The organism is Paenibacillus tyrphae (genome assembly GCF_000722545.1).
In the GTDB taxonomy this organism is placed as follows: domain Bacteria; phylum Bacillota; class Bacilli; order Paenibacillales; family NBRC-103111; genus Paenibacillus_G; species Paenibacillus_G tyrfis.
In genome coordinates, this window is sequence record NZ_JNVM01000011.1 from 168,824 (window position 1) to 192,408 (window position 23,585).

A 23,585-nucleotide genomic window follows, 5' to 3' on the forward strand; every position below is an offset into this window, starting at 1 on the left:
GGATCGTTTCGAGAAGTAAAGTACCTTCAATATTCGTCATAATCTGACAAATTTCCTCTTTATTCGTCATTACCAGTTTTTGATGTTAAGTGCGCGTTGGCAAGGGCTTGCCATGGTTTGTCGCCCCCGTTTCTGGTACACTAGGAGGAAAAGCGTTTTTTTCGGAGGAATGAATTCAACATGCGCGAACTTCGCAAATCAGATATCGAGCTGCTGGCGCCTGCGGGAGATTGGGATTGCTTGCGGGCAGCCGTAGCGAACGGGGCGGACGCGGTCTTTTTCGGGGTCGAAAAATTCAATGCGCGGGCCCGGGCCAACAATTTTCATACGGACGAGCTGCCGGATATTATGTCGTTCCTGCACCGCTATGGGGTGAAGGGCTTTTTGACGTTTAATATTTTGGTGTTTGAAGAAGAGCTGGAGGATGCGAAATCCTTGATCGAGGCCTGTATCGATGCCGGCGTCGATGCGGTGATCGTGCAGGACCTGGGTCTGGTGAAAATGATCCGCGAGCTTTCGCCGGATTTCCCGATCCACGGTTCGACACAGATGACGATTACGTCGCCCGAAGCCGTCGAGTTCACGAAGCCGTTCGATATGGAGCGGGTTGTGCTTGGGCGGGAGAACAATCTGAAGCAAATCAAACAGATTGGCGATCAGGCGAAGCTGCCGATGGAGGTGTTCGTGCACGGGGCGCTGTGCGTTTCGTATTCCGGGCAATGTCTGACCTCGGAGATGTGGGGCGGCCGTTCAGCGAACCGCGGCGAGTGCGCGCAGGCGTGCCGGCTGCCGTACGATCTGATGGTCGACGGGGAGCAGAAGCCGATGGGCGATGTAGCCTACCTGCTGTCGCCCAAAGATTTGGCGGCGCTGGAGCTTGTCCCGGAGCTGATCGAAGCGGGCGTCACCTCCTTCAAGATCGAAGGCCGGCTGAAGAGCCCGGAGTACGTGGCGAACGTCGTGGCGAAGTACCGGCGCGCGATCGACCGTTATTTTGACGGCGACAATCCGAAGCCGACGAAGGAAGAGCTGCGGGAGCTGGAGCAAAGCTTCTCGCGCGGGTTTACGCACGGATTCTTGAAGGGTACGAACAACAAGCAGCTTGTGGAAGGCACGTACCCCAAAAGCCGCGGCGTGTATGTGGGGCGTGTGAAGCAAGTGCTGCGCGACGGCGTGGTGTGCGAGCTTGAGGCGCCGCTGAAGCGCGGCGACGGGATTTGCTTCGACGCGGGCGACCCGACGAAGAAGGAAGAAGGGGGCCGCGTCTACGATCTGCGCCGCAAAGGCGTGAAGCTGGAAGGCGAAGCGCCAGGCGGGCTGATCGAGATCGTGCCCGGGCGCAGCGACGTCGATCTGAGCCGGGTGCATGTCGGCGACCGGATCTGGAAGACGAACGATCCGCATCTGGACAAGCGGCTGCGCCAGACGTTCGAGACGGACAAGCCGTACCGCGTCTTTCCGGTAAAGGTTAAGGTGACGGGAGCGGCCGATCAACCGCTGAAGAGCGTCTGGACCGACGCGACGGCCGGGCATACCGTAACGGTCGAATCGGAGCTGCCGCTGGTGCCCGCGGAGAAGCGGCCGATGGATGCGGCGCTGTTTGAGGAGCAGTTCGGGCGGCTTGGCGGGACAATTTTTGCGCTGGAGGCCGTCGACGTGCATTTGAGTGGCGACTTGATCGTGCCGATGCGCGAGCTGAATCAGATGCGCCGTCAGGCGGCGGAGCTGCTGCTTGCGGAGCGGGAGCGCCCGCGCGCTTATATCAAGCGGCGTGCAGACGTCTACGGCGACGCGCCTGCGGCCCCCGTGGCCGCTTCGAACGCACGGCCGTCGCTGACCGCGCTGTGCCGGAGCCTCGAGCAGGTGCAGGAGGCCTGTAAGCTGAACGTTGATCTCGTCTATGCCGATTTCGAGTTCATCAAGCAGTTTCCGGCCGCCGTGGAAGCCGCCCGTGCCGCAGGCAAACGCATCGCGCTGGCGACACCGCGCATTCACATGCCTGGCGAAACGGGTTATTTCAAAAACATTTTGAACCTCGGTCCCGATGCTGTGCTTGTCCGCAATACGGGTGCCGTTTATTGGTTCATGCGGTACTTCGCGGAGCATCCGGCAGAAGCGCGCCCCGAGCTAATCGGCGATTTCTCGCTGAATATCGCCAACCACAAGGCGGCGGCTTTGTTCGTGGAAGCGGGACTTCAGCGCGTGACGCCGTCCTACGACCTGAACATTCAGCAGATGATCGATCTGCTGCGCCGGACCGATACGTCGAAGCTGGAGATCGTTATCCACCAGCATTTGCCGATGTTCCACACCGAGCACTGTGTCTACTGCACGTTCATGAGTCCGGGTACGAACTACACGAACTGCGGCCGCCCGTGCGAGGAGCAGCGGGCATCGCTGCGCGACCGCGTCGGCTTCTCGCATCCGGTGCGGGTCGACGAAGGCTGCCGTAACACGGTATACAACGCCATCGATCAATCGGGCGCGGAGTATCTCGCCAACTTTATGGAGCTTGGCGTAACTTCGTACCGCGTCGAGTTTCTGGAAGAGACGGCGGAGAAGGTGCGCGAAGTGCTTGGCCTCTATGACCGCGCTTTGCGCGGGGAGATTGGCGGTACGCAGGTATGGAAGACGCTGAAAGCGACCAATCAGCTTGGCGTGACCCGCGGTCAGCTCGTGAAGTAAGCTTTTGATCTACAAAGCAACACAAAGGTGTGAGAAAGCAAATGGTTAATGAGGACGTATTAGGAGTTATCTAGGTAAAGCACTAAGTAGCGAAAGGCTTGTCCGCGACTGTTATATCTAGGTGTCGACGTGTTGAGGAAAAGGAAGATTGTTGTACGACAATTACTTGAATGATCGCGCTAGAACGCCTTTTCTAGCAAGGAAGAAGCTATCGTGGAATCAAGTCAGCACACATGATATTAAAATCAAGGAAACTAAGGGATTCCGTCGTTACGAAAGCCGTTCAACGCTACTTTGTATTCTTGGGGTACCGCCAACCAAATGACATAAAACCCACGCTAAGAGATTTTGTAAGCGAAAAAAGCCGGTTTTTCCTACGCTTAGGAATTACCGGCTTTCTAGTTTGGAAGGTATATTCATCAACAAAATTGACATGCTCCCATCTGAGAGGAGAAATGTGGAGCAGTAGATTCTCTTGCAGAACATTTTTCTCTTATATGCATTCAGTGCATCCCTCGCTTTTCCCAAATAAACATCCATGACCTCTCGCTCGCAAACCTAGCATGAAGATAGCTGGCAAGTTTTACTTTGTTCCTATACACCCCATACTGCTAATACCATGACGCGAAACACGTTACTTTTTATTTGGACGTTGAAAGAAAGTCCCTCTTAGAAGTCATAACATTATTATCCTCCGACATGAAATACACCAATTACGGTTTCACCATCAACGTCATACAGCGGGATATCACGACCACTTGGTGATCTACTGTTCTGTAGTGAAATGGCTTCCGCGGGTGATTTTGGTTGTTCACCGTCAATGTCTTTTCTCAGCACATATCCTTTTGTACCATTCACACCTACAGCACTGATTAATTCAGGTCTCATTTTTGAAGAGGTAGAATCTATGGCAGAACCGTATGTCTGCCCGTTTTTATTTTTTGGATAGTTCATATTCTTAGCGCCGACATGAAAAGAACCAATTATGGTCTTCTCATCAACATCATACAGTGGAGCATCAAGACCAAGTTCACTGAGATAATCTTTTTTTAGCACATATCCTTTAATGTCATCCACGCTTCCTACATGGATTAAATCAGGTAGCATTTCAACGGAAACGAATTCTTCGGCAGAACCGTAAGTATGTCCTTGTTCATTTTCGGGATAATTGAGAGGGTTTGCGTGGCTTTGATTAGTCGCATTATTAGCATTTGTGCTTTGGAATGCCACTACACCTCCCCCTACACAAACGATAAAAGCAACACCAACCAATAATCTGAAGCCTTTAAAGTACACTCTCACATTTGTTCACTTCCTTAAAATTTTTCACACTTTACCCTGTAACCGTTATACCCGTCTTTTTATTATACGACATCAAGCATTAAAAAGTTTCACTAATACCCATTTAGTCAAAAAAATACCAGAATATTCGGAAAAGAAAGAATGATTTTGACTAGCGACACATATAAGGTCACCATCTTTTGCAATATTCAAATAATTAATTTTCTATTAATCAAGTGGAAAAATTAGTATTTTCAAATTTGGAATATTATGATATATTAATATTTGTTTGTAGTTTATTCCTAATTATTGGAAATTTAAGGATACCCTATAATCAGTTGTCATTTGTCTAAAAAGTATGATTACAAAAGTATGAATAAGGGAGGATTAAATTTATCATGTTCCTAAAAAAGAAGTTCGCTTTAACCTCTACTTAATAGTGGGTGTTGTTACTTCAACAGTCACGTCCGTTGCGCTTGCAGGCAGTGCACAAAGCCCTAAAACTGGTTACGAAGTCGGTTCTTACAGGTACAGTAATTATGCAGAAGTACAAAATAGTCCCAGTCCTTATTATCCTAACGATGTAGTCGCAACAGGACATGTCGAAGCCAAAACAAATGTTCCAACAGGCTACATGGGTTTAAAAACTGAGTTATACTATGAAGGTAATTTATGTAAGGCTCAAGACTGGTATTATAATAAAGATAGTGCAGCAGGTCTTGAGACTAGTTCTCAGAAAAACTGTGGGGCAGGCAACTATTATGCTACAGGGAAAACTGCGGCATATAGTTTTGGCGAATACAAAATTTACGAAATAACTAATACCCCAAAGCTTTATGGAGGCGCTAATTCTTTTACAATCACGAGTTCTTCAACATCTAGTGAATCCACTAACAAAGGTGACTCCAGTTTCCCGAAAAATAAGAATGGCGAGACATATGGATCAGCGGAAAATGTTGCATCAGGTTCAAAACCAGATTTAATTAAAGCGATTGGCGTTGATGGTACTCTCGGATATGTGCGAGCTAAAGACTTAGATACAAAAATGCCCGAAAAACCAGAGGAAGCAATTTCTAAACAACGTAGTCTTGCAGAGGAAAGTTATAGAGAAATTAAGTTATATGATGAGAATGGCGAAAAGGAAATAGGTACATTCCGCATATCTCAAAAACCAGATAATGTGAAAGAAACAAAGAAAAATTAAAAGTCATTTTTTTAGCGCCATCAGCTGTAAATAATGCGAGTTGCTAAAAAACCAAGGAGCTAAGTGACATGTTCTCGCATAGCTCTCCTTAGTTTTTTTGTATCCAACCACCAGGAATCAGTCAGGAAGCCGGAGAACTGTGATCCAAGCCGCAAATTTTGAGCTTGGTGCGCATGCTGCCCTTCATCGTAGTTTTCTTCTTCACGAGATTAAGGGCAAGATGACGCAAGACGTTGAGGTTTTCTGCCCCATGCCCACTGCGAGCGCGGCTTTCATCTTTCCGCATGACCGTGTTCCAGCAACTAAATATGTCGGATCGACTGCGGATAGAATATCGCCGAACGTATCGTGTGAAAGACATCCACCTGGCAGTTCCAGAAACGTACGAAGCCATTCTTCGCGCACTTCGGCGAACGTTTCCATATTCGCATACATTCGTGCATCACCGATGATGGCCAGTACAGCGACGATTAAAACTTTATTCCAGTTTATGACGAACCCCATTTCCTTTTATTGGATCAAAAATGTTCAGAAACAGATCTAACAAACTTTTTTTTCGTCACAAGACCATCTCTTATGGAAATCTCTGCTTGTAACTTCGACACTCCCTATTCATTTTCCTTACCCTGTTTCATTTTCGTAAGTGCGTGGTTCCATATAACTGTTCAATTTTACTAAGCCTCGTCGTAATCTCGGAAGTCCAAACATTCCGGGATCACAGCGGGGCTTTTCGTTTAAGTTTAGGGAGCGAGATGTGATCATTCACAATTTAGACACAAATTTTTAATCCAATTTTCAGCTTCGGTTAAGCTCTTATTATTGTTTCGTTTGTATATTGTTGTTGGTCTGTTAGCAGGTTAAGCGGCACGCAAGTTGGAAATGGATGTTAGTAGGTAAACCATTTGTCAGATGGGAGGGTATGACGTGCTTGAGGTGAAACAGGTCAGTAAATTATACGAGAACCAAAGAGGGGTCCGGCACATCGACTTCGCGATGAGCCGCGGAGAAATCGTCGGTTTCCTCGGGCCGAACGGCGCCGGGAAAACGACGACGATGCGGATGATCACGGGCTACTTGAATCCGACGCATGGCACGATCACGATTGACGGATTGTCCATGGCGGACCATCCGAAGAAGGCGCGGCAGAAGATCGGGTATTTGCCCGAGACGCCGCCGCTGTACCCCGAAATGAGCGTTAGGGCGTACTTGCAGTTTATTGCGGAGCTGCGCGGCATTCCGGTGAGGGAGCAAAAGCAACGCATCGGCGGGGTGATCGAGCGGCTTGGTCTGGAAGGGCGCGAGCGGCAAATTATCCGCAGCCTGTCCAAGGGCTACAAGCAGCGGATCGGTCTCGCCCAGGCGATTCTGCATAACCCGGATCTGCTCGTGCTCGACGAGCCGACGTCCGGCCTCGATCCGAAGCAGATTATCGAGATTCGCCAGCTTATTCGCGAGCTGGGCGAGAATCATACCGTGCTGCTGAGCACGCACATTTTGCCGGAGATCAACACGCTGTGCAACCGGGTGCTGATCATCAACCAGGGCAGCATCGTGCTGGACGGCCAGCCCGATCAGCTTGCGAACACGATGGGCGAGACGTTTGAGGTCTCGCTTGAAGTGAAAGGCCCGCGCGAAGCGGTGCTGGCGGAGCTGCGCGGCACCCCCGGCGTCGGCAGCGTGCGGGAGCTTGCGGGCGAACCGACGGCAGCGTCCGCTCTTGCGGCTGAGCCGACCGCGTCGGATGACGCCGAAGCTGGGGAACCGGCTGCAGCTGGCTCTGCCGAAGGCGAAACCGTGAAAGTCGTTGTCGCCTCGACGGATAAGACGGACATTCGCGAAACGTTGTTTTACCGGATGGCCGATAAGCGCTATCCGATTGTGTCGATGAAGAAGGAAAGCCTCAGCCTGGAGGACATCTTCCTGAAGCTGACGACGAACGAGTCGCTGGATCCGGCGGCCGCGGACGGCAGCCCGACACCGGAAGAAGAGGAGGCGGTCCCTCATGCGTAGAACGCTGGCTTTAGCCAAGAAAGAGCTGCAGATGTATTTTTACTCGCCGATCGCTTATGCGGCGTTTGCGTTCTTTTTCGTCATTGCCGGGTACTTCTTCAGCGCGAATTTCCTGTACCCGCCCTATGTTGTTGACGTGCGGCCGATTTTCGGTACGATTACGTTCATTTTCCTGTTTATCATTCCGTTGCTTACGATGCGTCTCGTATCCGATGAGCTGCGGATGGGCACGGATGAGCTGTTGTTAACGTCACCTGCAAGCATTTCGGAGATCGTGATCGGCAAATATTTGGCGGCGCTCGTCGTCCAACTGCTGCTGGTCGTCGGAAGCTTGATCTATCCGCTGATTCTCAGTGCTTACGGCACCTTGGATCATCCCGTGCTGTGGATGTCTTACCTCGCGATGTTCCTGCTTGGAGCGGCGATGATGGCCGTCGGCCTGTTCGCTTCTTCGCTGTCCGCACACCAGATGGTTTCGGGGATCGTGGGCTTTGCGTTGCTGCTCGTGTTCTGGACGATCGAATGGCTGGGCGACACCATCGGCGGCAAAGTCAAGGACTACCTCGGCACCTTCTCGATTGTCGGCCGGGCCGCGAATTTTCAGAAAGGTGTGCTTGATTTCGCCGACGTCCTGTTCTATGTGACGTTCATTGCGGTATTCGTCGTGCTCAGCATTCAAGTGCTCGAAAGAAAACGGTGGAGATAAGCGCAAGTCCGAGATTCCGCATACCTGCGGAGAAGTCCAAGCAGAAGGGGGAAAGGCAAAGTGAATAAGTGGATTCGCGGCACGAACGCGACCGTGCTGTCGCTGGCGGTCATCGGCATTTTCATCGTGCTGACCATTTTTCTGAGTTCGGTCAAGGGCCTGCAGGTCGACCTTACGCAAAATAAAAAATTTACGCTGTCCGATCAGACGACCCAGACACTTCAGGCGCTGGATAAAGACGTGCACATCATATCGCTGACAAGCGACCAGACCGATCCGTACATCAAGCGGCAAGTCGTCGATCTGGTGCAGGAATACAAGAAGCGAAACGGTAAAATTACGTTCGACGAATACGATATCATCAAACAGCCGGCCATCGCCAAGCAGTACGAGACCGATCCTTCGGGAACGCTCGTGGTCGAGAGCGGCACGCAGAAGAAAACGATCTATTATTACGATATGTTCCTGCCCGGCCAGCAGCAGGGCCAGTACAAGTTCAGCGGGGAGGAGAAGCTGACGCAGGCGCTGGTCAATCTGAACAACAAGGAGAAGAGCAAGGTTTACTTCCTCTCCGGGCATAACGAAATTCCGCTTAGCTCGATGAACATGTGGAAGAGCGGCCTCGAAGGCGAGAACTACGAGGTGAAGGACCTCAACCTGCTGCGCGAGGGCAAAATCCCGGATGACGCCAGCATGCTGTTCATCATCGGGCCGGAGAGCGATGTCAGCGACAAGGAAGCCGAGCTGATCAAGACGTATTTGAACGGCAAGGGCAAGCTGTATCTGGCGCTGGGCTTCAACAAAGATATGGCAACCAATTGGAAAAATATCGATGCGATCATGGCGACATACGGCATTAAAGACCAGCACGCCGTGGCCATCGAGCCGAAGCAGAGCATGCTGTACGATCCGCTCACGATCATTCCGGAGTACGGCAACCATAACATTACAAGCAAGCTGCAGCAGTACAACCTGCTGACGATGATGACCTTGGCCGTCTCGCTGAATGCGGATCAGCCTGTAGCGGACTTCCCGGTAACGTCGATTCTTAAGACGACCGAACAAGCCTACGGCGAAACCGATCTGAAGACGCTCGCCAACAGCAGCCGCAGCGTCAAGGACGCGAATGACGTGAAGGGCCCGCTCAACCTCGGCTACGTTGTCGAAGATAAAGACAAGAAGCCGAAGGCTGTCGTGCTCGGCGGATCGACGCTGTTCGACGACCGCGTCATCGCGCAGCAGGGCAACCGCGATTTTGCGCTGAATACGGTCGGTTGGCTGCAGGAGCAGCAAAATCAAGTAACGATTCGTCCGCGCGAAGGCGACGCCATCCAGACGGCGATGCTGACCGCAGGGCAGGGGAATATGATTTTCTACGGCACGGTGCTTGTCTTCCCATTCCTCTTCCTGGTCGCGGGCGGCGTGATTTGGTGGAGGAGGAGAAAAGGATGAAGCGGTTAATTCCGACGCTCGTTCTGGTTCTTGTCTGCATCGGAGGCTTCTGGTATGCGTCCAGTCAGGACTTCTTCAAAGAGAAGAAGCCGGAAGCGCCGGCGCTTGTCACGGTAAAAAAGGAAGATGTGGCGAGCTACACGATCAAAAACGGCGATACGGTCATCGAAATGCAGCAAAAGGACGGAAAATGGGCGATGACCAAGCCGTCCCCGCTTCCGCTGAACGATTACGCTCCCGGAGCCTGGGTCGATTCGTTCAACGGGGCCAAGAAGGAAAAAACCGTCGACGCCAATCCGACCGATCTGGCTCAATTCGGGCTCGACAAGCCGAAGCAGGAGTTTACGGTGAACCTCGCCGGTGGTACGGCGAATACGCTGTCCGTAGGCGACAAGACGGCCGTCCAAGGATTTTATTACGCCAAGTTCAATTCTTCGCCGGAGGTGTTTCAGCTTAGCGAATCTACGGTGAATGCGCTGGCGAAGCAGCAGACCGATTTTATGGAAAAGAGTCCGGTTAAGCTGAACTACGAGCAGGTTCGCTCGCTGACGGTCGATTGGAAAGGCCAGGCCTGGACGATCACCAAGACCGAGCCGGACAAGAAGTCGTACGAGGCAGTGTGGAAGCTCGGCGACAAGGAGTTCAAGGGCGCGGATGCGAGCCAGTTTTTGGATAAAATGGCGTTCCTGACTTCGGAGCAGCCGGCCAAGCGGACCGCCGAGATCAAGGGGTTGGATAAGCCGGAGCTGCGTATGGAGATTAAGGAAGCCGATGCGTCCGCCGGAGGCAAGGAAGGTTCCTCCGTCTACGTCGGAGCCGTCGAGGGCGATAATGTCTGGATCGCGAAGCAGGGTGGGGAATGGGCCTTCTCCATTCCGGCTGCAAGCATTCAGGAGCTGGCGGATTTGAGCAAGAAGGAGCCGGCGAAGCCGGAGACGCCCCAAGGAGAGGCGCCGAAGCAAGAAGCGCCGAAGGAGCAGAAATAAAGCAATAGGACGTCTGTCGGGACGCGTTCCCGGCATGGCGTCCTTTTCATTTTGCAGAGGACTGAAAAATAAATTGGACCGTCATACATATTTTCCCACCGTTCGGGAAATCTAATGCCAACAAGGAAGGAGGAGGATTGGGATGATTACAGGTCAACAGCAAGGAACGGTCAGCACGAAGGAGCTCGCCTATATTACGGACTGCCTCAAAAACGAGGACCTGCTCGCCAAAATTGCAGCTCAAGGCGTAGCCGAAAGCCAGAATCCGCAGCTGAAGCAGAAGCTGGCGCAAATCGCGCAGGACCGTCTGCAAAATACGGACCAACTGCTCCGTACGCTGCAGCAGCAAACGCAAACCACCCACTAGGGCATACATAAGGAGGTGCGGTAAACATGTATCAGCAAAACTTCTCCAATCTCCAGCCGGCACAGACCCAGCCGCTTCACTTTCATTTGAACGAGCAGGATGTCGCGAACCTCGTCTTGTCTGAGCTTAAGCGCACGGCCCGCGAGTATACGACCGCCGCATTGGAGGCGACGCATCCGGCGGTTCGCCAAACCTTTGTATCGTTGACGCAAAAGACGCTGCAGGACCAGTCCGAGCTGTACAACGTGTTGTCTCAATCGGGCGGATACGGCTCCATCAGCATGGCTTCCCAGCAAGAAGTGCAGCAGGAGCTCCAGCAGCAGCTTCGCAAGACGGAGCAGCTCCATTCGGTTGTTCAACAGGCGGTGCAGGCCGCTTATGCAGGCGGAAACCTGTATGCACAAAGCGCCCATCAGCAGCCGCAGGCTTACCCGCAAGCCCAGCCGGCCTACCAAGCGCCGGTGCATCAGACGGGCTATCCGTCTGGCAGCGCGACTGCGACTTCCTCGACCGCATCACCTTACGGCAGCAGCAGCTTCACTGCGATTCCGAGCGGCACTTACGGCCAGACGGCCGGCTCCGGCTTCCATCAGACGACGACCGGGACGAGCTCTTACGGTTCAAGCATCGGCACAACAACTGGTTCGAGTTTAACTGGCACGGGGGCCGGTCAAACGAGCGGAACAAGCGCCTATAATCCGGGCCACGGTCAAGTCGTCGGTTCGAGCTTTGGGAGCGCGCTTTCATCTTCTACCGGGGCGCACAACAACGAATATGGCGTGAAATCCTCCGTCACTGGGACGGAGAACCAAGACTATTTCTCGGCCCGGTCGGTCCAAGATTACAACAATAACAAATACAGCAGCGGGCAGGAGACTTACGCCGGGACCACGTCCTCGCACAATACAAGCTATGCCCCGTCGTCTTCCGTCCGCCATGCCGGCAGCAGCTCCAGCTTCGGCAGCGTCTCCTCGGGAGCCGAAGCGTCAACGTCGGGTCAAGCTTCCGCATCCGGCTCGTACCACAATAAAACGCAGTCGCATTCCCAGCAAGGCACGACCCATAGCAGCAAATATATGATGTAAGCGCGTTTTAGCCCGGCCCGGACTGGACCTTCCAGATTCCGCCGGGCTTTTTTCTGCGCACGGTTTTATTTCCGGGAACGGCCGCCCGGGCCGTTTCATGCCAGCCGCTGGACGAACTCAAGCCGGTTGCCGAACGGGTCCAGACAGTGAAAGCGAAGCATGCCTTCCAGCGGCACGTCCTCCCGGATGACGATTCCCTTTTCCACTAACGCTCGTTTAAGCTTTCCGAGATCCTTGACCTGAAAAGCCGGATGCGCTTTCGACGCAGGAGCGAAGTCGGTCTGCACGCCGATATGCACCTCATGGGGGCCGCAGGCAAACCATACGCCGCCGCGCGCCCGGAGCGACTCGGGCTTCGGAATTTCCCGCATTCCCAGCAGCTCTCCGTAAAAAGCCCGCGCTTCTTCTTCGCATCCGGCCGGCGCGGCCAATTGAACATGGTCGATCCCTATATATTCGTGAGCTTCCATGATGACTGATGCCTCCTTTATCGATATTTCATTTAATGAAACTTAATTTCATTAGATGGTACAGACTTATCATATCCGATTCTGATTTGCATGTAAATAGAACCGCTTCGAGGACTGCTAACCGAGCCTTGCAAAAAAAGGGTATAATATTTCCGTAGCGACACGGAGAGGGGACTTGGGAAGATGTATCGTATTCTGATTGTGGAGGATGACGATAAGATTGCCGGTATCCTTCAGGAATACTTGGAAAAGTATGGGTACGAAGCGGCCCGGACGACCGATTATAAACATATTAAGGACGCGTTCCTTCAGCATAATCCCGAGCTTGTGCTGCTTGATATCAATTTGCCTAGTTACGACGGCTTTTATTGGTGCCGCCAGATTCGCACCGTCTCCAGCGTGCCGATCTTGTTCATGTCCGCGCGGGTCGGGGAAATGGACCAGATCATGGCGATCGAGAACGGCGGCGACGATTACATCACGAAGCCGTTTCATTCGGAGGTCGTCATGGCGAAGATCAAAAGCGCTTTGCGTCGCGCCTATGGGGAATATGCGCAGGTGCAGACCGGACGCGAGCTAACGGAGCTGAACGGTCTGTTCGTCGACCGGACCCGGAGCTCGGCCGAATGGCAGGGACGCAAAGTGGACCTCAGCCGCAACGAGCTGCTGCTGCTGGATCTTCTGCTGAAGCAGGCGGGAGAAGTCGTGCCTCGCGAACGGCTGCTTGAAGCGCTGTGGGACGATATCGACTTTGTCGACGACAATACGCTGACGGTAAATGTGACGAGGGTGCGCAAAAAATTGGAGGAGCTCGGCATCATGCGCGCCATCAAAACGGTCCGCGGCCAAGGCTACCGCCTTCAGTCTTCTTGGGAGGGCGAAGAATGAGCTTTCGCGACTTTTTGGCCGACCGCATCGGATTTATCGTCATTTATTGGATCAATGTGTGCTTAATCGCGGCAGTCGTACAGCTGGACCTGCTGGGCAAAAACGTATCGCTCGACGGAAGCAATATCGCCTACATGGCTGTACTATCGGCAGCGGGGCTCGTTTCGTTCTTAATCTTAGACTACATCAGGCAGCGCGGGTATTTCCAAGGCCTTCGGAGTCTGAAGCAAAGCGGGCTGACCGGCCGCAAGCCTGAGGCTATGGAGGGCGTCATAAGTTTACCTACGGGTGTTAGCCGGGAGCAGCGGATTGCCGTAGATTTGCTGTTGGAATTATACGGCGCTTATACCGACCGGCTCGAGAAGCATCGGATTTCTCAAGATCAGCACCAAACGTTCGTTCGGTTATGGGTGCATCAAATGAAAACGCCGGTGTCCGTCATCGGACTACTGACCGAGCAGCCGCACGCCGTGCCGAAGGAAGCGCCCCAACGTCCGGTTGGGGCAGCATTGGAAAGCATCCAGGAAGAAAACGAGAAGCTGCGTCAAGGCCTCGACATGATGCTGCATACCGCACGGCTTGAGAAGTTCGAAGCGGATCTTCACATGCAGAAGGTCGACCTGCTGCAAGCGGTCCGCCATGTTATTAACGAGCACAAAAAGGCATGCATCCGCTACCGGATATATCCGAAGCTGATTGCCAGCCACGAAGCATGCTACATCGATACGGACGATAAATGGCTCGGCATCATTTTGCATCAAATCGTCTCGAATGCGATTAAATATTCCAAAAACAAGCACGACGGCAGCAAATCGCTGACCATGACGATCACGAAGGATGGCAGCGGCTGCCACGCCGTATTTCAGGACGAAGGGATCGGCATCGCCGAGCAGGATCTTCCGCGGGTGTTCGATCCTTTTTTTACCGGCGAGAATGGCAGGCTCGTCACCGAATCGACCGGCATGGGGCTGTTTATCGCCAAGGAAGTGTGCCGGAGGCTCGGACACCGGCTTGAGATCGAATCGAAGCTCGGGGAAGGAACGACCGTCCGCCTTCATTTTCCGCGCAGCGGAGCGCTGCATGAAGGGCTGCTGCCCCTAAAGTGACAGTGTTGTAAGAAAACGGGATCGCGATGTAAGGTGAATCGATGGCTGGGCCGGCGGAACCTTCGTATACTACAGGCAGAGTGAAGTGATCAAAGGGGGAACCGCATCGTGACTACTGTACTGAAGACGGACGCCTTGTCCAAAATATACGGCAGCGCCGGCAAAGGCGTCGTTTATAAAGCGCTCGAGCATATCTCGCTGGAAATCGGACGGGGAGAATTCACCGGCATTATGGGGCCGTCGGGGAGCGGCAAGACGACGCTGCTCAATCTGCTGGCCACCATCGACAAACCGACCTCGGGACATATTGAAATCAACGGCACCGACCCGGCGGGTCTGAACAATAAGCAGCTTGCTTTATTCCGCCGCCGCGAGCTCGGCTTCGTGTTTCAAGATTTCAACCTGCTGGAGACGCTCTCGATCAAAGAAAATATCATTTTGCCGCTTGTGCTGGAAGGGACGAAGCCTTCCGAGATTGAACGGCGCGTGGCGGAAATCGCCGAGGTTCTCGGCATTACCCCGATTTTATCCAAACGGACATACGAGGTATCCGGGGGGCAGCAGCAGCGCACGGCTATTGCACGAGCCATCATTCACCGTCCGTCGTTGCTGCTGGCGGACGAATTGACGGGCAATCTGGATTCGAAGGCGGCCAAAGACGTGATGGAATCGCTGCGAGGCCTTAACGAGGAGCGGGAAGTGACCATCCTGATGGTGACGCACGATCCGTTTGCCGCCAGCTACTGCAAGCGGGTCTTGTTCATCAAGGACGGCAAGCTTTTTTCGGAGATTCGCCGCGGCGCGAACCGTCAGGCCTTTTTTCAGCAAATTTTGGACACCTTAAGCGTGCTGGGAGGGAACTTCGATGAACTTCCGACAGCTCGCCCTTAAAAATATTCAAGGCAATTGGCACCGGTATGTCGCATTTTTTTTGAGCAGCGCTTTTTCCGTCATGGTTTTCTATATGTTTGGATCGTTCATTTACCATCCCGAAATCGCAAACGGGAATATCAAAGCCGCGAGCATGGTGAAACAAGTGCTCTTCGCCTGTCAGATTCTGATCGTCGTGTTCTCATTCTTTTTCGTGCTGTACGCCAGCTTTGCTTTTCTTAAGACCCGCAAGAAAGAGTTCGGCTTGCTCACCTTGTTCGGAATGACCCGTTCGCAGATCTGCCGCCTGATGTTCTACGAGCAGATGATGATCGGCCTGCTGTCGATCGGCGTCGGGATCGGTACCGGCATGCTGTTCTCGAAGCTGTTCTTTTTGGCTATTGCGCGTTTGCTTCAAATAGATAGCCCGATCCGCTTCGTCGTGCCGCCCCAGGCGCTGCTTCAGACGGTCATCGGCTTTCTGGCCTTGTTTCTCGCGATGACCCTGTTTGCGATGTTCAGCGTAGGCCGCAGCCAAATCATCGCGTTATTGCGGGCGGCCAAACAGCCGAAGAAGCCTCCCGTGGCTTCACCGTGGCTCACCGTCTTGGCGGTTGTTTGCCTTGGAGGCGGCTATTATTTGGCGTTTACGACTTCCCTGAAGCTCATTTTGCAGCTTATGCTTCCGATCGTTTTATTAACCGTGCTCGGCACCTATTTCCTGTTCACCCAGGCGAGCGTCGCGATTATCCACAGATTGCAGCGCCTGACGGGCTTGTACTACAACAGGACAAATATGATTGCCATCTCGCAGCTTGCGTTCAAAATGAAAGACAACGCGCGCACGCTGTTCGTCGTTTCGGTTTTGAGCGCAGTCATTTTGACGGCATCGGGCACGATTTACGTATTTTATAAGAGCAGCGATCAGCAGCTGATGGAGCAGCTTCCGAATACGATAAGCTTTACCGAACAAGGGCTCAATGCCCCTAGAGGGATTGACCCTGAGAGGATCAAGGCCGTATTGACTGCTGAAGGGGCGAGCTTGGCGAAGGAATTGAAAATCGCAGGCGTACAGGTCCCGCTTAAGCTGGACGGCTCCCGTGCATCCGATATAACGGCGCTGCTGATATCGGAATCCGATTACAATCGGGCGGCAGAAGGAATCGAGTATGCAGCTCCGCTTCAGATCGCGCCGGGGCATGCCGTATTCAGCTATCCTTACAAGATGAGCGACATCAAGCTAATGGAAAAAGGTTCGCAGCGAACCGTTCAGTTAAACGGGCAAACCTGGCCGCTGGAGATGGACGGGCAGGTAACGGGAGCCGTCATCAATCTGATGGGAGAAGCGAGCGGGCTGCTCGTGGTCAATGACGGGGAATATGCCCAGATGATGGGCAAGGTACCTGACGACCGGAAGATCGTCTATTACGGCTTCGAGCTGAACCGATGGCAGGAGCATGCCGCCGCCGTAGAGAAAGTAAAGCAGTCCGTCCCCGAAGAGCAGAGGAAACGATTGTCCGACCGTACCTCCTACTATGCTTCGACCCAGCAAAGCTCGTCATTAGCGCTGCTCATCGGTCTGTTCGTCAGCTTCCTGTTCTTTGTCGCCTCGGCGAGCATGCTGTATTTCAAGCTGTTCACCGAGCTGCAGGAAGACGACCATCAATATCGTGCGCTGATGCGGATCGGGATGTCGGTGTCTGAAATCCGGCGGATCATTAACGTGCAGATCGGCTTGCTGTTTCTGCTCCCGGTTGTCGTAGGCGCGGCTCATGCGGCTTTCGCTTACAAGACGCTGGCTAATTTGCTCTCGATGAACGTATGGTCTTACGGGGCGATGGTCATTTTCGTTTATGCCGTTTTGCAATTTCTTTACTTCCTGCTCACCCGCCGCGCCTACATGGGCCAGATGAAGAGCTTGTAAGCGATCAGACGATGCAAGCAACTCTCATGAGCGGTGTATTGCCTAGGACTCCTCCGCAAGTTTGGTATATTTTTTCGTTTTTGAACCATAATACGAAAAAAAAGCCAACACGGAAGGGGCATCATCCGGGTGAAAATCATCGTCACGTTGCTTCTGGCCGCCACGCTTCTGTGCGGCTGCCAAAAGGAGCCCCATCGCGACGCCTCCGATATGAAGACGCTGCAAAAAACGGTCGGCCGCGAGAGGTTGCTTCAGACGTTCAGCCAAATCGAGCCGCCGCCGATGGGAAAAGAAATCATGAACAAGTCCGATCAAGAAATCATCGCTTGGATTAAGCAAGTGGACGACTGGACGCATAAAGTGCTCTCTTCGCCGGTTACCGGGGAGATGGACGAACACGCCATGCGCGAGATGCGGACGCAGCTGGGGAAAGTATATACGCCCGACATGGCGCGGCGGATGATCGATTACTTTTACCGCCGGGACCCCCGGATCGGAACGTACCAGGCGAACAGCACCAAAGCCATGCTGGGCCTGCGCAGTGAATGGGGGCAGTACGAGCTGCACAAATCGCAGCCGGGCGAAGGGCAGTACAAGCTCAGCCTAACCGGCAGGTCGAAGCAGGACTACAGCGAATCCGTCATGCAGCACGAGTCCGCCTACAGCGTGCAAGGCGACCGTTTGATCGTCAGCGAATTCAAGACCCGCTCTTGAATAGGCAAACACTTTATTTACAGCAGACTGGTGTCTATTACACGCCGGTCTGTTTTTTTTGTATGCCGGCTGTGGAAAAAGGCTTCGGTCAAGCGTCCGATGCAGACGAACAAGCATTCCTATTCCTTACTTGTTTTATGGTATAATAGGAAGAAGAGCCATTCCCCGCAGGCTTCATTGACACCGGGCGCGGGCTCGCATAGACTTGACTTGAGACAGGATGAATCAGCTCCGTACGTTCCTTTTCCGGGGGCGGCGGGCTTGCCGCGTTTAACGGACAGGAGGCAATTTCTTTGCATTTGCGTATGGAAGAATGGAAGCATGTGTTTAAACTTGATCCGGACCGGGAGATCGGCGACGAAGCGCTTGAGCGCATCTGCCTCTCCGGCACCGATGCGGTGATGGTCGGCGGCTCGTCCGGCGTCACCTTCGACAACACCGTCGACCTGCTGGCGCGCATCCGCCGGTATGAAGTGCCGTGCGTCTTGGAAGTATCGGACACGGAAGCGATCGTGCCGGGGTTTGACTTGTTTATGATCCCGATCGTGCTGAACGCCGGGGATACGCAGTGGATCGTCGGGCGTCATCAGCAGGCGCTGAAGGAATACGGCGCGATTCTGGATTGGGACGAACTCGTACCCGAAGGCTACATTATATTGAACGGCGATTCCACGGCGGCCAAGCTGACCGAAGCCGATGTGCGGCTCGACGCGAAAGATGTAGAGGCCTATGCCCGCATAGCCGACCGTTTGTTCCGCTGCCCGATTATTTATCTGGAATACAGCGGCGTGTTCGGCGATATGGAGCTGGTCGGCCGGGTGAAGGGGCTGCTTTCCCAGTCGCGGCTGTTTTACGGCGGCGGCATCGACAGCCCGGAGAAAGCGCGTGAGGCGGCCAAGGCGGCGCATACCGTCGTTGTAGGCAACGTGGTGTACGATGATCTTGAACGGGCGCTCGCTACGGTCCCGGCGGTAATGGAAATGCGGTAGAAAGGAAATAAAAATAATGATCAACGAACCTATCGATATACTCAAAGCGATTCAAAAGCTCAACCCGCAGCAAAGACGCGCCGTCGAAACGACGGACGGACCGCTGCTGATCATGGCCGGGGCGGGCAGCGGCAAAACCCGCGTGCTGACGCACCGGATCGCTTATTTGATCGCGACGCGCAAAGCGGCGCCGTGGAGCATTCTTGCCATTACGTTCACGAATAAAGCGGCGCGGGAGATGCAGGAGCGTGTCAGCGCCCTTGTCGGCCCGCAGGGGGGAGATATTTGGGTATCCACCTTCCACTCGATGTGCGTGCGTATTTTGCGCCGGGACATTTCGCGGATCGGTTTCACGTCGAATTTCACGATTCTCGATTCGGGCGACCAGCTGTCCGTAATCAAAAATTGCATGAAAGAGATGAACATCGACTCGAAAAAATTCGAGCCCAAAGCGGTCCAGGCCGCCATCAGCAACGCCAAGAACGAGCTGCTGACGCCGGAGAAATTCGAGCGCAAAATCGGCGATTACTTCGACGGCATCGTCGCCAAAGTATACTCGTCCTACCAGCGCAAGCTGAAGGCCAACAACTCGCTCGATTTCGACGATCTGATCATGACCACGATCGAGCTGTTCCAGCAAGTGCCTGAGGTGCTCGATTTTTACCAGAACAAATTTCAGTACCTTCACGTCGACGAATATCAGGATACGAACCGCGCCCAGTATATGCTGTGCCGGATGCTGGCCGACAAGTACAAGCGCATTTGCGTCGTCGGCGACAGCGACCAGTCGATTTACCGCTGGCGCGGGGCCGATATCAGCAACATTCTCGATTTCGAAAAAGATTACCCGAACGCCACCACCATTTTGCTCGAGCAAAATTACCGCTCGACCTCGAATATCTTGAACGCCGCGAACAAAGTGATCGGCAACAACACCGGACGCAAGCCCAAGAACCTGTGGACCGACAAGGGCGACGGGCAGAGAATCCGGCTTTACCAAGCCGATTCCGAGCATGAGGAAGGCTACTTCATCACCGGCGAAATCCGCAAAAATGTGGACAAAGGCCGCCGCTTCAGCGAACACGCCATATTATACCGCACGAACGCGCAGTCCCGGGTCGTCGAGGAAATTTTGATCAAATCCGACATTCCTTACCAGATTGTCGGAGGTATCAAGTTCTACGACCGCAAAGAGATCAAGGACATTCTCGCTTACCTGCGGCTCATCTCGAACCCGGACGACGATATCAGCTTTGCGCGGATCGTCAATGTGCCGAAGCGGGGCATCGGGGATACGACGGTCGAACGGCTAGGGGCAGCGGCGGGGCAATTCGGCGTATCGATGTTTGCGATGCTGGAGAACGTGGACAGCATGGAGATCGGTGCCAAAGCCCGCAACGCGCTGGCCGATTTCCGCGACATGATCGAGAACCTGTACCGGATGGTCGATTATTTGTCGGTCACCGAGCTGACGGAGAAAATGCTCGAGATGAGCGGCTACCGCGAGGAACTGAAGCGGGAAAACACGATCGAGTCGCAAGCGCGGCTGGAGAACATCGACGAGTTCCTGTCCGTGACGATGGACTTCGAGAAGCGCAACGAGGATAAATCCCTCGTCTCGTTCCTGACCGATCTGGCGCTGATCGCCGACATTGATTCGATGAATCAGGACCCGGAAGCGGGAAAACAAGGCGTCGTCCTCATGACGATGCACAGCGCCAAAGGACTCGAGTTCCCCGTCGTCTTCATCATGGGCCTGGAGGAAGGCGTATTCCCGCACAGCCGGGCTTTGATGGACAACGAGGAGCTGGAGGAGGAGCGGCGCCTCGCCTACGTCGGCATCACTCGTGCCGAGGAGGAGCTTTTCCTCACGTGCGCCCGGATGCGCACGCTGTTCGGACGGACGACGGCGAACGCGCCGTCCCGGTTCCTTCAGGAGCTGCCGCAGGAGCTCCTGGAGACTGTGCGCGCCAGCGGTGGCTTTGGCCGCGGCGGAGCGGCAACCCCGGCGTGGGCCGGCGGCGAACGCCGCTTCGGCAGCGCCGGAGGCTTCGGCGGCGCGCCCGCACAGGCGGGCCGCACGCCGGTGAGCTTCCGCAGCGGCCCGTCCGCCGCCGCGGGAGGTACAGCGCCCAAAGCCGCGGCCCCCGCGGCGCAGGCGACCGATTTTGCCATGGGCGACAAAGTGTCGCATGGCAAATGGGGCACCGGCGTCGTCGTCGCCATCAAGGGCTCGGGCGACGACACCGAGCTGCAGATCGCTTTCCCGGCCCCCGTGGGCGTCAAGCGGCTGCTGGCCAAATTTGCGCCGATCACCAAGCAGAGCTAAATCGCCAGGCAACCTTTATATCCCGTAGCCATGAGAGGATGAATTTCCGATGCCGGACGCTTTGGAAACGATGAAGACGCTCATCGAAGAGATCAATAAACACAATTACGCCTACTACACACTGGATCAGCCTTCTCTCACGGATGCCGAATACGATGCGCTCTATGATAAGTTGGTGCAGCTGGAAACCGAAACCGGCACCGTGCTGCCTTACTCGCCCACGCAGCGGGTAGGCGGCGAGCTGCTCAAAGGCTTCGATCCGCACCGGCACCTGGCCCGGCTCTGGAGCCTGGACAAGGCGCAAAATCACGACGATTTGATGGCGTGGCATACGCGCGCCCAGAAGCTGGTGAACGACTACAATACGCAGCATCCGGACGATCTGCTGCCGCCTTTATCCTTTGTCGTGGAATTGAAATTCGACGGCCTAACGCTGAATCTGACCTACGACCGCGGCGAGCTCATACAGGCGGCCACCCGGGGCAACGGCGTTGTCGGCGAAGGGATTCTCGCCAATGTCAAGACGATCCGTTCCGTGCCGCTGCGCATTCCATATACCGACGGGATTATTGAAGTTCAGGGCGAGGGCATTATGAACTTGTCCGTGCTTGAAGCCTATAACGCAACCGCGGCCGAGCCGCTCAAAAACGCGCGCAACGCCGCCGCAGGCGCACTCCGCAACCTGAATCCGAAAGTCACAGCGGAGCGCAAGCTGAACGCTTATTTTTACAACATAGGCTATGCCGATTCTTTGCAGTTCCAGAATCATCAGGAAATGGTCGAGTTTCTCCGAGACAACCAATTCAAAGTCAGCCCGTTCGTCAAATTCGTCGATAGCATCGACGCGGTGGAAGAAGAGCTGGAGAAGCTGGTCGCTATACGCAATACGCTTGATTTTCTGATTGACGGGCTAGTCGTAAAAATAACGGATATGCGCACCCGCGAAGTGCTCGGGTATACCGACAAATTCCCGCGGTGGGCGGTAGCCTATAAATTCGAGGCCGAAGAAGCCGTGACGACGCTCCTCGACGTGAGCTGGAACGTGGGCCGGACCGGCAAAGTGACGCCGCTCGCCCGGGTGGAAGCCGTCGATATCGGCGGTGTGACCGTACAGAACTGTACGCTTAACAACATGGACGACATCGAACGCAAAAATTTAAAGTTCGGTTTGGGCAGTCTTGTCTACATCCGGCGTTCCAATGACGTCATTCCGGAGATTCTCGGCAAAGTGACCGAAGAAGCCGACGGCAGTGAAATCGTGCCTCCGGCGGTGTGTCCTTCCTGTGGACACGATCTGGGGAAAAAGGGTCCGCATCTGTTCTGTACGAATAAGGTGGACTGCCGTCCGCAGCTTGTCGGGCGCATTGCCCATTTCGCCTCCCGCGATGCGATGGACATCGAGACGTTTAGTGAGAAGACGGCCGAGCAACTCTACGATTCGCTTGATGTGCGCGATCCGTCCGATCTTTACTATTTGACCTTTGACGATTTGATCAAGCTTGAGCGCTTCGGGACCAAGAAGGCCGAGAATTTGATCGCCGCCTTCGAGAAAAGCAAGCAGCCCGATTTGGCATCGTTCCTATATGCCCTCGGCATTCCGAATACGGGCAAGACGACGACCAAGGAGCTGGCGGAGTATTACCGCAGTCTCGAGAAGCTGATGCAGGCGGAGCCGGAGGAGCTGATCACGCTGCCGGATATCGGTGGCATCGTTGCGGAGAGCATCGTCGGCTTTTTCCGCGATCCGGCCATGCAGCGGAGCATTGAGCGATTGCTTGCCGCCGGCATACAGCCGGTCAGTGAAGAAGCGCCTGCGATCGTCAACGAAAGCAGTCCGTTCTTCGGCAAGACGGTCGTCTTAACGGGTACGCTCATCACCATGGGACGGGACGAAGCCGCCAAGAAACTGGAGAAGCTGGGGGCCAAGGTGACCGGCAGCGTGTCGAAGAAGACCGACATCGTCATCGCCGGGGAGAACGCCGGCAGCAAGCTGACCAAAGCCCAAGAGCTGGGTATCCGTATTATTGATAACGAAGAGGAGCTGCAGCAGTTGTTAGGAGACGTCTAAGTTTATACTTCACGCTGTGCAGCACGAAGCCGCCGGTTCCGGAAAAGGAGCGCGGCGGTTTTTCGTTCTCGACAAGCATCATGGAATGCCCGCTAAAAAGTGCGCCGTTTGTCGAGGATTGGATTCGATTTGCATTTGCCAAAATTTGTGGTTGCATTCGACCCGGCATCTGTGATACATTATTGCTTGTCGCCGCGAGAGGCAGTCAGCCTTGAACGAGCGGCCACGAAAAAAAGTAGTTGCAAAGCTCGTCCTGATGTGATAAGATTAGATCTTGTCACGGCAGAACAGAATAGTGACGAAAGCTCTTTGAAAACTGAACAAATGAGAACGAAATGCCAAGCGTAACAAGCATTTGAGCTTAATCGGCTCTGTTCGATAAACAAGCGCTTCACCCGGCTTCGGCTAAGTGAAGATGCGAAACTTTATTGGAGAGTTTGATCCTGGCTCA

The 23,585-nt window shown here is 54.1% G+C and carries 19 protein-coding genes; 16 read left to right on the forward strand and 3 right to left on the reverse strand.

What is annotated here, in order from left to right; all coding sequences use genetic code 11:
* Positions 1-180: 180 nt before the first annotated feature.
* Positions 181-2,685, forward strand: a complete 2,505-nt coding sequence (locus tag ET33_RS15500; protein WP_036683073.1) for a U32 family peptidase — start codon at positions 181-183, stop codon at positions 2,683-2,685.
* A gap of 687 nt (positions 2,686-3,372) precedes the next feature.
* Here the strand turns inward: ET33_RS15500 and ET33_RS36425 are convergent.
* Positions 3,373-3,915, reverse strand: a complete 543-nt coding sequence (locus ET33_RS36425) for a hypothetical protein (protein WP_152570642.1) — start codon at positions 3,913-3,915, stop codon at positions 3,373-3,375.
* A gap of 490 nt (positions 3,916-4,405) precedes the next feature.
* On the opposite strand from ET33_RS36425, the gene ET33_RS36430 reads away from it, so the two are divergent.
* Positions 4,406-5,170 (forward strand): hypothetical protein, encoded by a 765-nt coding sequence (locus tag ET33_RS36430; protein ID WP_152570643.1) that lies wholly within the window; start codon positions 4,406-4,408, stop codon positions 5,168-5,170.
* A gap of 201 nt (positions 5,171-5,371) precedes the next feature.
* Here ET33_RS36430 and ET33_RS40620 read toward each other — a convergent pair whose 3' ends face one another.
* Entirely contained in the window at positions 5,372-5,674 is a 303-nt protein-coding gene (locus tag ET33_RS40620) for a transposase family protein (protein WP_036683076.1), read from the reverse strand.
* A gap of 420 nt (positions 5,675-6,094) precedes the next feature.
* On the opposite strand from ET33_RS40620, the gene ET33_RS15520 reads away from it, so the two are divergent.
* From ET33_RS15520 to ET33_RS15545, 6 genes are all read left to right on the forward strand, one after another.
* On the forward strand, positions 6,095-7,180 hold the full coding sequence (locus ET33_RS15520; RefSeq protein WP_036683079.1) for an ABC transporter ATP-binding protein: 1,086 nt from the start codon (positions 6,095-6,097) through the stop codon (positions 7,178-7,180).
* The gene (locus ET33_RS15525; RefSeq protein WP_036683083.1) at positions 7,173-7,886 is read left to right on the forward strand and encodes an ABC transporter permease subunit; all 714 of its coding nucleotides are present in this window, start codon (positions 7,173-7,175) and stop codon (positions 7,884-7,886) included. The genes ET33_RS15520 and ET33_RS15525 overlap by 8 nt, the downstream gene beginning before the upstream one ends.
* 60 nt (positions 7,887-7,946) lie before the next feature.
* On the forward strand, positions 7,947-9,338 hold the full coding sequence (locus ET33_RS15530) for a GldG family protein (protein ID WP_036683086.1): 1,392 nt from the start codon (positions 7,947-7,949) through the stop codon (positions 9,336-9,338).
* Positions 9,335-10,324, forward strand: a complete 990-nt coding sequence (locus ET33_RS15535; protein WP_036683090.1) for a DUF4340 domain-containing protein — start codon at positions 9,335-9,337, stop codon at positions 10,322-10,324. The genes ET33_RS15530 and ET33_RS15535 overlap by 4 nt, the downstream gene beginning before the upstream one ends.
* A gap of 142 nt (positions 10,325-10,466) precedes the next feature.
* Positions 10,467-10,691, forward strand: coding sequence for a spore coat protein (locus ET33_RS15540; RefSeq protein WP_036683093.1), 225 nt, complete (start codon positions 10,467-10,469; stop codon positions 10,689-10,691).
* A 26-nt stretch (positions 10,692-10,717) separates the two neighbouring features.
* The gene (locus ET33_RS15545; RefSeq protein WP_036683096.1) at positions 10,718-11,776 is read left to right on the forward strand and encodes a spore coat protein; all 1,059 of its coding nucleotides are present in this window, start codon (positions 10,718-10,720) and stop codon (positions 11,774-11,776) included.
* 95 nt (positions 11,777-11,871) lie between these two features.
* Here ET33_RS15545 and ET33_RS15550 read toward each other — a convergent pair whose 3' ends face one another.
* Positions 11,872-12,246 (reverse strand): VOC family protein, encoded by a 375-nt coding sequence (locus ET33_RS15550; protein WP_036683099.1) that lies wholly within the window; start codon positions 12,244-12,246, stop codon positions 11,872-11,874.
* Between the two features lie 183 nt (positions 12,247-12,429).
* Between ET33_RS15550 and ET33_RS15555 the strand changes: the two genes are divergently transcribed.
* The 8 genes from ET33_RS15555 (at position 12,430) to ligA (ending at position 23,134) form a co-directional block, all read left to right on the forward strand.
* A complete protein-coding gene (locus ET33_RS15555; RefSeq protein ID WP_036683102.1) occupies positions 12,430-13,134 on the forward strand; it encodes a response regulator transcription factor in 705 nt (234 codons plus the stop codon).
* Positions 13,131-14,240 (forward strand): sensor histidine kinase, encoded by a 1,110-nt coding sequence (locus tag ET33_RS15560; RefSeq protein ID WP_036683106.1) that lies wholly within the window; start codon positions 13,131-13,133, stop codon positions 14,238-14,240. Before ET33_RS15555 ends, ET33_RS15560 begins: the two co-directional genes overlap by 4 nt.
* A 108-nt stretch (positions 14,241-14,348) precedes the next feature.
* The gene (locus tag ET33_RS15565) at positions 14,349-15,131 is read left to right on the forward strand and encodes an ABC transporter ATP-binding protein (RefSeq protein ID WP_036683108.1); all 783 of its coding nucleotides are present in this window, start codon (positions 14,349-14,351) and stop codon (positions 15,129-15,131) included.
* The gene (locus tag ET33_RS15570; protein WP_036683111.1) at positions 15,106-17,034 is read left to right on the forward strand and encodes an ABC transporter permease; all 1,929 of its coding nucleotides are present in this window, start codon (positions 15,106-15,108) and stop codon (positions 17,032-17,034) included. The genes ET33_RS15565 and ET33_RS15570 overlap by 26 nt, the downstream gene beginning before the upstream one ends.
* Before the next feature lie 129 nt (positions 17,035-17,163).
* The gene (locus ET33_RS15575) at positions 17,164-17,748 is read left to right on the forward strand and encodes a hypothetical protein (protein ID WP_036683115.1); all 585 of its coding nucleotides are present in this window, start codon (positions 17,164-17,166) and stop codon (positions 17,746-17,748) included.
* Between the two features lie 305 nt (positions 17,749-18,053).
* A complete protein-coding gene (gene pcrB / locus ET33_RS15580) occupies positions 18,054-18,737 on the forward strand; it encodes a heptaprenylglyceryl phosphate synthase (protein WP_081890336.1) in 684 nt (227 codons plus the stop codon).
* 16 nt (positions 18,738-18,753) lie between these two features.
* A complete protein-coding gene (gene pcrA / locus ET33_RS15585; protein ID WP_036683120.1) occupies positions 18,754-21,066 on the forward strand; it encodes a DNA helicase PcrA in 2,313 nt (770 codons plus the stop codon).
* 49 nt (positions 21,067-21,115) lie between these two features.
* Positions 21,116-23,134 carry an NAD-dependent DNA ligase LigA gene (ligA, locus tag ET33_RS15590; protein WP_036683121.1) on the forward strand — a complete coding sequence of 673 codons (2,019 nt, stop codon included), beginning with the start codon at positions 21,116-21,118 and terminating at the stop codon, positions 23,132-23,134.
* Positions 23,135-23,585 lie beyond the last annotated feature (451 nt).